Annotated in this window: 13 protein-coding genes; 3 read left to right on the plus strand and 10 right to left on the minus strand. The window is 63.0% G+C overall.

The features are described from left to right. Positions 1 to 6: 6 nt before the first annotated feature. Positions 7 to 450, plus strand: a complete 444-nt coding sequence (locus tag RQH62_RS15720) for a DUF983 domain-containing protein (RefSeq protein WP_405053558.1) — start codon at positions 7 to 9, stop codon at positions 448 to 450. Here RQH62_RS15720 and RQH62_RS15725 read toward each other — a convergent pair. The 4 genes from RQH62_RS15725 to RQH62_RS15740 are packed head-to-tail and all read right to left on the minus strand — an operon-like array spanning position 447 to position 3092. Beyond that, positions 447 to 1199 (minus strand): glutaminyl-peptide cyclotransferase, encoded by a 753-nt coding sequence (locus tag RQH62_RS15725; RefSeq protein ID WP_311269677.1) that lies wholly within the window; start codon positions 1197 to 1199, stop codon positions 447 to 449. The two genes, RQH62_RS15720 and RQH62_RS15725, sit on opposite strands and share 4 nt — an antisense overlap. Next, positions 1196 to 1933, minus strand: a complete 738-nt coding sequence (locus RQH62_RS15730) for a folate-binding protein (RefSeq protein ID WP_311269678.1) — start codon at positions 1931 to 1933, stop codon at positions 1196 to 1198. The genes RQH62_RS15725 and RQH62_RS15730 overlap by 4 nt, the downstream gene beginning before the upstream one ends. Before the next feature lie 38 nt (positions 1934 to 1971). Continuing rightward, complete coding sequence (gene rarD, locus RQH62_RS15735) at positions 1972 to 2841, minus strand: EamA family transporter RarD (RefSeq protein ID WP_405053559.1); 870 nt, start codon at positions 2839 to 2841, stop codon at positions 1972 to 1974. A gap of 29 nt (positions 2842 to 2870) precedes the next feature. Continuing rightward, a complete protein-coding gene (locus RQH62_RS15740) occupies positions 2871 to 3092 on the minus strand; it encodes a hypothetical protein (RefSeq protein WP_150426082.1) in 222 nt (73 codons plus the stop codon). A gap of 158 nt (positions 3093 to 3250) precedes the next feature. On the opposite strand from RQH62_RS15740, the gene RQH62_RS15745 reads away from it, so the two are divergent. Then, positions 3251 to 3982 carry a hypothetical protein gene (locus tag RQH62_RS15745; protein ID WP_311269680.1) on the plus strand — a complete coding sequence of 244 codons (732 nt, stop codon included), beginning with the start codon at positions 3251 to 3253 and terminating at the stop codon, positions 3980 to 3982. A 143-nt stretch (positions 3983 to 4125) separates the two neighbouring features. On the opposite strand, the gene RQH62_RS15750 is transcribed toward RQH62_RS15745, so the two are convergent. From RQH62_RS15750 to RQH62_RS15775, 6 genes are all read right to left on the minus strand, one after another. Next, a complete protein-coding gene (locus RQH62_RS15750; RefSeq protein ID WP_311269681.1) occupies positions 4126 to 4809 on the minus strand; it encodes a DUF2490 domain-containing protein in 684 nt (227 codons plus the stop codon). 117 nt (positions 4810 to 4926) lie between these two features. Further along, positions 4927 to 6555 (minus strand): alpha-D-glucose phosphate-specific phosphoglucomutase, encoded by a 1629-nt coding sequence (locus tag RQH62_RS15755; protein WP_311269682.1) that lies wholly within the window; start codon positions 6553 to 6555, stop codon positions 4927 to 4929. Between the two features lie 85 nt (positions 6556 to 6640). Beyond that, complete coding sequence (gene pth, locus RQH62_RS15760; RefSeq protein ID WP_311269683.1) at positions 6641 to 7210, minus strand: aminoacyl-tRNA hydrolase; 570 nt, start codon at positions 7208 to 7210, stop codon at positions 6641 to 6643. Positions 7211 to 7290: 80 nt separating this feature from the next. Next, positions 7291 to 7911 carry a 50S ribosomal protein L25/general stress protein Ctc gene (locus RQH62_RS15765; protein ID WP_311269684.1) on the minus strand — a complete coding sequence of 207 codons (621 nt, stop codon included), beginning with the start codon at positions 7909 to 7911 and terminating at the stop codon, positions 7291 to 7293. A gap of 217 nt (positions 7912 to 8128) precedes the next feature. Then, complete coding sequence (locus RQH62_RS15770; protein WP_311269685.1) at positions 8129 to 9016, minus strand: TraB/GumN family protein; 888 nt, start codon at positions 9014 to 9016, stop codon at positions 8129 to 8131. Continuing rightward, positions 9013 to 9915, minus strand: coding sequence for a TraB/GumN family protein (locus RQH62_RS15775; protein ID WP_311269686.1), 903 nt, complete (start codon positions 9913 to 9915; stop codon positions 9013 to 9015). Before RQH62_RS15775 ends, RQH62_RS15770 begins: the two co-directional genes overlap by 4 nt. A gap of 133 nt (positions 9916 to 10048) precedes the next feature. Between RQH62_RS15775 and RQH62_RS15780 the strand changes: the two genes are divergently transcribed. Beyond that, positions 10049 to 10921, plus strand: a complete 873-nt coding sequence (locus RQH62_RS15780) for a glycine--tRNA ligase subunit alpha (RefSeq protein WP_311269687.1) — start codon at positions 10049 to 10051, stop codon at positions 10919 to 10921. Positions 10922 to 10971: the final 50 nt, after the last annotated feature.

Here is a 10971-nt window from a genome sequence, read left to right on the forward strand (position 1 = left end):
GGCGATATGGAACAGACGAGCGAAACCCACTGGATCGACCAGAATGGCAGGGCGTGGAAGAAGCGGCCGGCGCATGAAACGGGCGTGATGGGCCGCTGTCCGCGCTGTGGCGAGGGGCATATCTTCACCGGTTTTCTGACCGTGCGTGACCATTGCGAGGTGTGCGGGCTGGACTATAGCTTTGCCGATCCAGCCGATGGCCCCGCCGTGTTTGTGCAACTTTTTGCTTGCGTGCCGGGCGTGGTGTTCATCGTGATGCTGGAGATCATGGCGCGACCGGGCCTGTGGGTGCATCTGGCCGTGGGTGTGCCGGTGCTGATATTGACCGCGATATTGCCGCTGCGCCCGATCAAGGGCTGGCTGATCGCCGCCCAGTTCACCACCCGCGCGCAGGAGGCCGGAACCGCCGCGCTCTGGGCAAAGCTGCATGGCAACGAGCCGCGCGGTTAGGGCTTGGGCTCCACCTTGATCTCGAACAGTTTCGGCCAGTTCTTGCCGGTGATGAAGACGCGGTCCTTTTCCGCGTCATAGGCGATGCCGTTGGCGACCGCTTCGCTGTCGGTGACGCCCGCCGCCTTGCGCAGGGGGGCCACGTCGATCCAGTCGATCACCGCGCCGGTCGCGGGATCGATACGGGCGATGCGGGTGTCGTACCAGATATTCGCCCAGATCTCGCCGCGCACATATTCCAGTTCGTTGAGGCGTTCGACCGCCCGCCCATTCCATGTGACGGTGATGCGGCGCTGTTCGGCCAGGTTGTCCGGGTCTAGGAAGCGCAACTGGGCGGTGCCATCGCTCATGATAAGGCTCCGTCCATCCTGCGTCAGGCCCCATCCTTCGCCTTCATAACGAAAATCGGAAATGGGCGTGAAATCCTTCAGATTCCAGACGAAACCCCTGCGATGGCGCCAGGTCAGGCTGACAAGCCGATCCTGCCAGTTGACGACGCCTTCGCCGAAATAGGGTGGTTCGATGACCCGGCTTTGCAGCACTTTGCCGGTTTTCAGCGCGACCTTGCGCACTTCGGATTGCCCTTCCAGCCCGGTGCTTTCGTAAAGGTCACCGTCCAGATAGAAGAGCCCTTCGGTGAAGGCCGAAGCGTCATGAGGATAGGTTTTTACCAGCGTCCAGCGCGTGTCGGCGGCGGCCGGCGCGGTCAGGGTGAAGGCGCAGGCGAGCGCCAGCAGGATGCGCTTCATTCGGCGGCCTGATCTTTGATCGCGGAGGCAAGCCAGGCAGGCAGGGTGGCGGGATCGAGCGATTCCACCCGGTGCAGTTCGATCGAGAGGCCAAGGTCGGGCAGGGCGGCGCGCTGGCGTTTTTCGTCGGCCTGCGCCAGCGGGACCGCGATCAGCCGCCGGTTCACCTTGTTGCGATAATGCATGCGGGCGGTGTTTTCCTGCCCGACATAACAGCCCTTGTCGTAATCGACGCCGTGCAGTTCTTCGGCATTGGTTTCCAGCCAGAGCGTCTGGTCCTGCCCCAGTTCACCTGCGCCCTCGAATATGCCGAGCGACAGGCGATGGGCGCGGAAGGTGGCCGAGGCGTCACCGGCATCGGCTGGCGCGAGCCAGCGATAGCCGAGCGCGGCGAGGCGCGGGTCGAGCGGACGATCGGACGCAGCCAGCGACCAATGCACGGCCAGGCTGTCCTCACGCGCAATCACGGCTTTCCGACGCAGACGATAGAGGGTCAGCCTTTTGGCGAGCGCATCAGCTTGCGCGGCTTCGCAGTCGATCAGCACATCGTCGCCATCCGCCCACAGGATGAAGTCGAACAGCGCTTTGCCCTGCGGCGTCAGCAGCGCGGTCCAGCGCGGTTGATCTTCCGTCAGTTTCAGGACATCGCGGGTCAGCAGTCCCTGAAGCAGGGGCCTCGCTTCCTCGCCGGAAATTCTCAGGATCGCGCGGTCGGTCAGGGTCGTGCCAGTCATGGCCCCTAAGTAGGAGCGACACGGCATTTAGCCAAGCCTTATGCCGCTGCCATCCGGCTGCGCCGCGCGGTGGCGATGCCGTCGCTGGCGAAGAGGATGAGGCCGACCCAGATCAGGCCGAAGCTGGCCATCTGCCCACCGCTCAGCTTCTCGCCGAACAGGAGGACACCGCTCAAAAACTGGAGCGTAGGCGCCAGATATTGCATCAGCCCCAGCGTCGCCATCGGCAGGCGTTGGGCGGCCATGGCGAACAACACCAGCGGCACGGTGGTCACCGCACCGGAGATGATGAGCAGCGCCGTGGTCGGCCCGTCCTGCCCGAAGCCGGTGCCGCCATGGCTGAGTTCCCAGAGGAGATAGGCTATCGCGAGCGGCGTCAGCAGCGCCGTTTCCACGCCCAGCCCGGTCATCGGCGCGACTGGCGTCAATTTGCGCAGCAGGCCATAGAAGGCGAAGCTGAAGGCCAGCGACAGGCTGATCCAGAGGGTCGTCAGCGCCGAGGCGGCGAGGATGGCGACGCCGACCGATGCGACCGCAATCGCCAGCATCTGCGGCCGCCGCAGCTTTTCCTTGAGCACGAGCACGCCCAGCGTCACATTAACCAGCGGATTGAGGAAATAGCCGAGGCTGGCAGCGACGATATGGCCTTCATTGACGGCCCAGACATAGGTCAGCCAGTTAATGCCGATCATGATCGCCGAGCCCGCGAGCGGCAGGACCAGCCGCCGGTCGCGCAGCGCCGCAATGAAGGGCGCTATCCCCTTACGCACGGCAAGGATCGCCAGGATCAGCAGCAGCGACCAGAGGATGCGTTGGGTCACGATCTCGACCGGGTCGACATGATGCAGCAGGCGGAAGAAGAGCGGCAACAGGCCCCACAGGCCATAGGCACCCAGCGCCGCCAACAATCCCTTGCGCGCTTCGAGATGATCCTGTGTCAGAAAATGCCTCCGCCCAGGAACAGGCGCAGCGCACCGAAGGCCGCCACAATCAGGCAGAAATTCTGACCGCCCTTCTTCGACGACATCAGGCCGATGAAGGCGCCGAACAGCGCCAGCGGGATCAAGATCCAGTTGAGCGCCCCCAGAAACGGAAACACCGCCGGGATCATGAGGACAAGGGTGACAAGGCCGATAAAGCCTGACAGGATATTGAGCATAGGGCCGACCATGGCCGTTCATCTGTCCCGGATCAAGACAGTGGGACAAGGCCAGTCGATCATCACTGGCTATCTGCACAAAAATCGGCAGATTCACCAAAAGTCCTAACGGAAAATTAACCTCTGCTCTTCAGGACTTGTTTACGAAGGAGTGAAGGATGGCGCGTTTCCGGTCTGTTGGCATGATGGCTCTTGTTCTGGCGTTGGCCGCCTGTGGCAAAGGGGACAAGGAGGCCAGCCTTGCGTCGCTCGACGCGCAACTGACCGACAATGCGACCGACCCGGCGCTGAAGGGCGCGCTGGCCGATCCGATCGTGGTCGATCCGCAACTGGTGGGCCAGTCCAACCGCAATGCCGTGCGCACGGCCGACAAGCCCACCAATGCCGCGGTCCCGCTACTGCCCGGTGATGCTGGCGCTGCGCAAGCGCAGGCGGTGAAACTGGCGGGAGGTAAGCTGCTCAGCGCACCTGCCGCGACGCAGGGTGAGGCATTGGCCTCCACCGTGACGCTGGGCGCGGTCGCCCGCGATGGCGCGGGCAAGGGCAATTGCGCCAAGAAGCTGAATTACGGCATGGAATGGGCGCAGCGGTTGCCCGAACCCTTTACCCTTTATCCCGGTGCGCAGCTGACCGAGGCGGCGGGCGCGCAGGCGGATGGCTGCACTTTGCGCGCGGCAAGCTTCGTGACGCCGGCGCCGCGTCAGGGCGTGATGGACTATTATTACACGCTGGCACGCCGCGCCGGCTATGACGGCGAGCATAAGGTGATGGGCGGCGATCATGTGCTGGGCGGGACGCGCGGCGCCGATGGCAGCGCCTATTTCATCCTGTTCACCGATGCGCCGGGCGGTAAGACCAGCGTGGACATCATCGCGGACAATGGGCGCTAAACGCATTTTGCGACAGCGAGTTGGACAGTTGTTTCGGATTTCGTGATTTTAAGGTGCTGTAATGCTTGAGTTTTTCTGCATCTTTGCGTGACGCTGTCGCACAGGAATCCTATTTGTCTTTATAAACAATCACTTGCTGTTCATCAGTGCCGGAAGAACAGCGTGACCGACGCGACATGATTGACGCGCGTGTTGCCGGCGCGCTGGTTGACCAGTTGATTGAGATAGCCGACCTCCAGCGTCGATGCGCCCGGCAGGCCGATCTCCGCGCCGACGAAGCTGCGGAGCTGGTCGAAGCCGGCGCGAGCGCCCCAATCGGTGTCGTTGAGCGCGGCGAACCCCTCCGCATAGACCAGCGCGTTGATCGCATCGCTGTCGGGCTTGAGCGGCTTTTCATAGCGCAGCATCTCGCGCAGGCGCCAGCCCATGTCATCGCCATCCGACCGCCAGCGCTGTTCCAGCCGGGTGCGGGAGGACAATTCGCCGCCCCATGGCTTGCCCAGCGTCCAGCTCAATTGCTGGAAACTGCGCTCTTCATTGATGTCCTTGCCGCCCTCGATCGGCACGACGACATGGGCATAGCCCTGATAGAGGGTCATGGTCGGCGAGAGTTTCCAGCCCAGCGCGCCGCGAAACAACGACTGGTCGACGCGCGACACGCCGTCACCGATACGCGGCTGGATTTCCGCGAAGTAGACGAGTTCGTCCTTGATCGAGCCCATCGCGGTCAGGTTGAGCCAGAATTGCTCGTCTTCGCGTGTCGCCGCGCCGACGGGGCTGGAAAGGAGAGCAAGGCAGGCGGAAAAACAGGCAGCAAGACGGCGCATGATGGTCCTTGGGACAGGAGAAAGTGCCTGTCCCCATAATGCGCGCGCATTGCTATCCCATTTCCCGGCTGTGAGTTTGTGTCCAGCGCAAGCCTGCTTTGCGCACTGCCGCCGGGATCAGGTGATGACGCTGGGCTTGTCCATGCCGGTGTAGCCGCTGATGTCGGCGACTTCCTGCGCGGCGGCGATCAGCGGGGCGAGGGCCTCGCCCGTCTCCAGGCCAAGATCGCCGTCCGGCCCGACATAGCGCTCGATATAGACGCGCAGGGTCGCCCCTTCCGTGCCGGTGCCCGACAGGCGGAACACCACGCGCGATCCATCCTCGAACAATATACGCACGCCCTGATTTTTGCTGACCGACTGGTCGGTGGGATCGGTATAGGCGAAATCGTCGGCGCTCTTCACTGTGCCGCCGCTGTTGTTGCTACCCGGCAGAGTGGCCAGGCTGTCGCGCAGCGCGGCCATCAGCGCGTCGGCCTTGTCCTTGGCGATGGCTTCATAATCATGGCGAGCATAATAATTGCGGCCATAGGCCGCCCAATGATCGGTCATGATGGCAGCTACGCTCTGCTGGCGCACGGCGAGGATGTTGAGCCATAGTAGCACCGCCCAGATGCCATCCTTTTCGCGGACATGGTCCGATCCGGTGCCGGCGCTTTCCTCGCCACAGATGGTGGCCATGCCTGCGTCGAGCAGGTTGCCGAAGAATTTCCAGCCGGTCGGCGTTTCGTACAGCGGCACGTCCAGCTTTTCCGCGACCCGGTCGGCCGCGCCGCTGGTCGGCATGGAGCGGGCGATACCCTTGAGGCCAGCCTTGTAGCCCGGTGCCAGATGGGCATTGGCCGCCAGCACTGCGAGCGAGTCCGATGGCGTCACATAGCTGTGCCGGCCGATGATGAGGTTGCGGTCGCCGTCGCCATCCGACGCCGCACCGAAATCGGGCGCGTCCGGGGCCATCATCCGGTCGTACAGCTCTTTTGCGTGGACCAGATTGGGGTCGGGATGGTGATGGCCGAAATCGGGCAGGGGGGTGCCGTTCATCACCGTGCCCGCAGGCGCGCCGAGGCGATGCTCGAAAATCTCCACGGCGTATGGGCCGGTGACTGCGCTCATGCTGTCGAAAGCGAGGGTGAAGCCGCCGGCGATCTGCGCACGAATGGCCGCGAAATCGAACAGGCTTTCCATCAGGTCGGCATAGGCGGCGACCGGATCGACCACCTCGACGCTCATGTCGCCCAGCTGGCTGGTGCCGATCGCGTCGATGTCCACATCGGCAGCGTCGAGGATCTTGTAGCTGTCGATGACCAGCGATCGGGCGGCAATGGCGTCGGTCACCTTTTCCGGGGCCGGGCCGCCATTGCCGATATTATATTTGATGCCGAAATCTTCGTCCGGGCCGCCGGGATTGTGGCTGGCCGACAGGACGAGCCCGCCGAATGCGCCCGACGAGCGTATGAGGTGCGAGGCGGCGGGGGTGGAGAGGATGCCGCCCTGACCGACGAGGACACGGCCAAAGCCGTTGGCGGCTGCCATCTTGATGACGATCTGGATGACTTCGCGGTTCAGGTAACGGCCATCGCCGCCCACAACCAGAGTTTCACCTGCATAGCCATTGAGGCTGTCGAACACCGACTGGACAAAATTTTCCGCATAATGGGGCTGCTGGAAAACGCGGACCTTCTTGCGCAGGCCGGACGTGCCGGGCTTCTGGTCGTTGAATGGTGTCGTGGAAACGGTCTGAATCACCCAAAATCCCCTGAAAGCGTTATGCGCCCGGCGTCTTATGGCCCGGCAATGTTGCACTGCGCAAACGGGTTAATGGTTTTTAGGTTCAATCCGCCAGACGACGGGCAATCTCGTTCATGAAGCGGACGTCGTCATCCTTCGCCAGCCATTCGGCCTCCGCGCCGATCGCGCCCAGCATGTCGGCCAGCGCGTCCATCTCGCTCTTGTGATAATTGCCCAGCACATAGCCATGGACCTTGTCCTTATGCCCAGGATGGCCGATGCCGATGCGGACCCGGCGAAAATCATTGCCGATATGCGCGTCGGTCGAGCGCAGGCCATTATGCCCGGCATTGCCGCCGCCGCGCTTCACCTTCACCTTCATCGGCGCGAGGTCGAGTTCGTCGTGGAAGACCGTCACATCCTGCGGCGTCAGCTTGTAAAAGCGCATCGCCTCGCCGACCGAGCGGCCGCTTTCGTTCATGAAGGTGGCGGGCTTCAGCAGGATGACCTTCTCCGTGCCGATCCGGCCTTCCTGCACCCAGCCCTGAAACTGCTTTTTCGGAGGGGAGAAGCGATACATATCCGCGATCAGGTCCGCGATCATGAAGCCGACATTGTGCCGGTGCATCGCATATTGCTGCCCCGGATTGCCCAGGCCCGCCCAGATCTGCATCGAAATCCTCCAGAAAAGCAAAACCCCGCCCGAGCATGGCTCGAACGGGATTTCGCAAATAGCTTAAAGCTGGGAAAGGCTTATTCGCCTTCGGCAGCAGCTTCGGCGTCAGCTTCACCTTCGGCGCTCTTGAGAGCCGAGGGGGCGACGACGGTCGCGATGCTGAAGTCGGTGTCGGCATGCAGGGCCTTGGTGCCCTTGGGCAGGGTCACGGCGCTGATGTGCAGCGATTCGCCGACTTCCAGACCGGTCAGGTCGACAACGACCTCGTCAGGAATGTTGGCGGCGTCGACGACCAGTTCGATGTCATGCGCCACGATGTTCAGCACGCCACCCTTCTTCAGGCCCGGCGAAGCGTCTTCGTTCGCGAAGCGCACCGGCACATGGACGTGAACGGTGGCATGTTCCGAAACGCGCAGGAAATCGGCGTGCAGCGGACGGTCGGTGACGGGGTGGAAGGCCACGTCCTTGGCGAGGGTACGGACGGTCTTGCCGCCGACTTCGACCATGATGACCGAATTGAAGAAGTGGCCGGTGCCGAGCTGCTTGTTGAGGAGCTTTTCCTCGACATGGATCGACAGGGGTTCTTCGTTCATTCCATAGATGACGGCGGGTACGCGGCCCTCACGGCGGAGAGCGCGGGAGGCTCCCTTGCCTGCCCGATCGCGTGCCTCGGCCGACAGCGTAAGCTGCTCGCTCATTGCGTGTCTCCAAAAGCAAAATTGATGTACTTTCCCGCCACGCCTCCAGGGATGACCATCGCGGGAAGGCGGCCCTTTAGCAGGAAATGGCGGAAAGGCAAGGGGTGGGCATGGCAATCGCTATTTCGTCATGCCAGCGTAGGCTGGCATCTCTCTGCCTTTAATCGGGGCTGCAAGAGAAGTGTCATCCCAGCCTTCGCTGGGATGACGGATCGAGTTATTGCACCCGCGTGATCGTGAAGCCCTTGGCCTTGAGCAGTTCGATCAGATTTTCACGTCCGGTCAGATGGCCTGCGCCCACGGCGATGAAGGGGCGGCCCTGCATCGGCTCGATCGCCTTCACCCAGTCGCGGTTGCGCTGCACCAGCACGGCTTCCTCGACCATCGGGTCAGGCTGCTCGCCATTCTGGTCTTCCTTGGCGATCGCTTCCATGTCGCCCTTCGACCAGGCGGTGAGGATACGGTCATAGAGCGCCTTCATCCCCTTGGCTTCATGGATGGTCTGCACCAGCAGCGCCGATTGCGCGGTTTCGGGCAGCGTGTCGAAGGCTGCGAATTGGCGCTCCACCGTCTCCAGCCCGCCGATCGGCTTGCCAGCCTTCTTGTAGGTGGCGATCAGCACCGGCTCGACGCCGTCACTCTGGCTGACGCCCAGATCCTGCTGGCTGGCGGCGGACAGCAGCATCGCGGCGGCCCAGCTTTCATAGCCGGACAGCAACTGGCTGCTGGTGCCGCCATCGGTCAGCGCCTTGCCCAGCGCAGCCTGCTCGCCATCAGGCACGCGCTTTTCCAGCGGCGGCAGGTTGGGGCTGCGGCCCATCTTCTCGAACAGGGCCAGCGTCTTCTGCTCGTCCTGCAAGTCGGCGGCTTCCAGGACCAACCGGTCGGATGCGCCCATGGCCTCCTTGATCGCGGGCGTCTCCCACGTCACGCCCCTGGGGAGGACATGGATGGTGCCGAACAGCCAGCCGTTGAAGCCGCCGCGCTGCACCTGCCAAAGGGCCGGGCCGCCCTCGACCTTGGCCATGGGCTTGCTGTCCTGCCCGCAGGCCGCGACCAGCGTCAGCGCGAACAGCGCCAGCAGGCGGGTCAGGATAGACTTCATGGCTTGACCTCCTTCAGGCGTTTGGTTTGGACGCCCAGCGCCTTGAGCTGGTCCTGCACGCTGCCCCTGCCGGCCAGATGGCCAGCGCCGACCGCGACGAACACGGTACCCGGCTGGCCGAGGCGCGCCTTGATCCACTTGGCCCAATTGGCGTTGCGGCCAGTGAGCAGCACCTGCGCCAGTTCCGGTGTCGCCTCCAGCGATTCGTTCATGGACGCGGCCAGCTTGTCCGGTTGTCCCGCCTGCCAGTAGCGCAGCAGGTCGCCAAATTCCTTTTCCATGTCGGGCAGGCCGTCGACCGTGGCGTTCAGGAACTGCAATTGCTGTTCCATCGACAGGCCGGCGAAGAAGCCCACCTGCTGCTCCACCGTCTCCAGCGCTTCGACCTTCTTGCCTGCGCCGGTGGCGGCGCTGCGCAGGATCTTCTCCGCGCCCAGGTCATTCTTGTAGCCGAGCTTCTCCAGCGGCGCGACCGACAGGGCCATGCCGCTCATCCACGGATTGAACATGTCGAACGTCTGCCAGGGCAGGCTGTTCGCCGCCATCGCGGCCTGATATTTTGTCCGTGCTTCCGGCGTCAGCCGGTCGGACAGTTTCACCCCGTCCTTCGCCAGCGCCAGCGTGGCCATGGTCCCTGCAATGGCGTTGGGATCGTCCGGCTCGATAATCTCCAGCACCAGCGTGTCCGACCGGTCGAAGGCGCGCTTTATGTCGCCATGGAACCAGTCGATATCCGGCTTCATCACATGGACGGTGCCGAACAGATAGATGGTCGTGTCGGCGTCCTTCACCTGCCACAGGGCAGGGGTGGCGGTGTCGGCCGTGCGAGCCTGCGCGACGCCGCCGATCATCAGCAGCGCCGCGCTCAGCGCCCGGAACAGGGTGGGGAGCATCTTCATGCCTCCTTCAATGGGGAGCGTGCGGCGTCAGGGCAAGCCGCTTAACCCTGTTTCCCGCCGCTTTCCCTTGACCATAAGCATGCCATGCGCCAAGGCGCGCGACATTCTATAGAGCAATTTTTGAGGACTATCCGTGGCCGAAGGCAAAGTGCTTTCCTTCCAGGACCTGATCCTGACCCTGCATGCCTATTGGGGGAAGCAGGGCTGCGTCATTCTCCAGCCGCTCGACATGGAAGTCGGCGCGGGCACATTCCACCCCGCGACCACGCTGCGCGCGCTGGGGCCGAACGCCTGGAACGCCGCCTATGTGCAGCCCAGCCGCCGCCCGACCGACGGTCGCTATGGCGAAAATCCCAACCGGCTCCAGTATTATTACCAGTATCAGGTGATCATGAAGCCGTCGCCGGCGAACCTTCAGGAACTCTATCTGGGGTCGCTGGTGGAAATCGGCATCGACCCGCTGGTCCATGACATCCGCTTCGTCGAGGATGACTGGGAAAGTCCGACCTTGGGCGCCTGGGGGCTGGGCTGGGAAGTGTGGTGCGACGGCATGGAAGTCACCCAGTTCACCTATTTCCAGCAGATGGGCGGCTATGATTGCAAGCCGGTCGCGGGCGAACTGACCTACGGCCTCGAACGGCTCGCTATGTATATTCAGGGCGTCGACAGCGTCTATGACCTGAAATTCAACGATGCCGGCGTCACCTATGGCGAGGTGTTCCTCGAAAATGAGCGGCAGATGTCGAAATGGAATTTCGAGGTCGCCGACACGGAGAAGCTGTTCCGCTGGTTCAAGGATTGCCGCGCGGAATATGACCAGTGCATCGAAAATGGCGTGCCGCTGGCCGCGTTCGAACAGGCGATCAAGGCCAGTCACACCTTCAACCTGCTTCAGGCGCGCGGGGTGATCTCCGTGCAGGAGCGCGCCAGCTATATGGGCCAGGTGCGCGACATGGCGAAGGGCAGTTGCGAAAAGTGGATGGAAGTGAACGGGTGGGCCGCGTGACCGCACAATCCGTCCTGCCCCCATCTCCGTTCGTGCTGAGCTTGTCGAAG

It is taken from the genome of Sphingobium sp. WCS2017Hpa-17 (genome assembly GCF_031843765.1).
GTDB lineage: Bacteria > Pseudomonadota > Alphaproteobacteria > Sphingomonadales > Sphingomonadaceae > Sphingobium.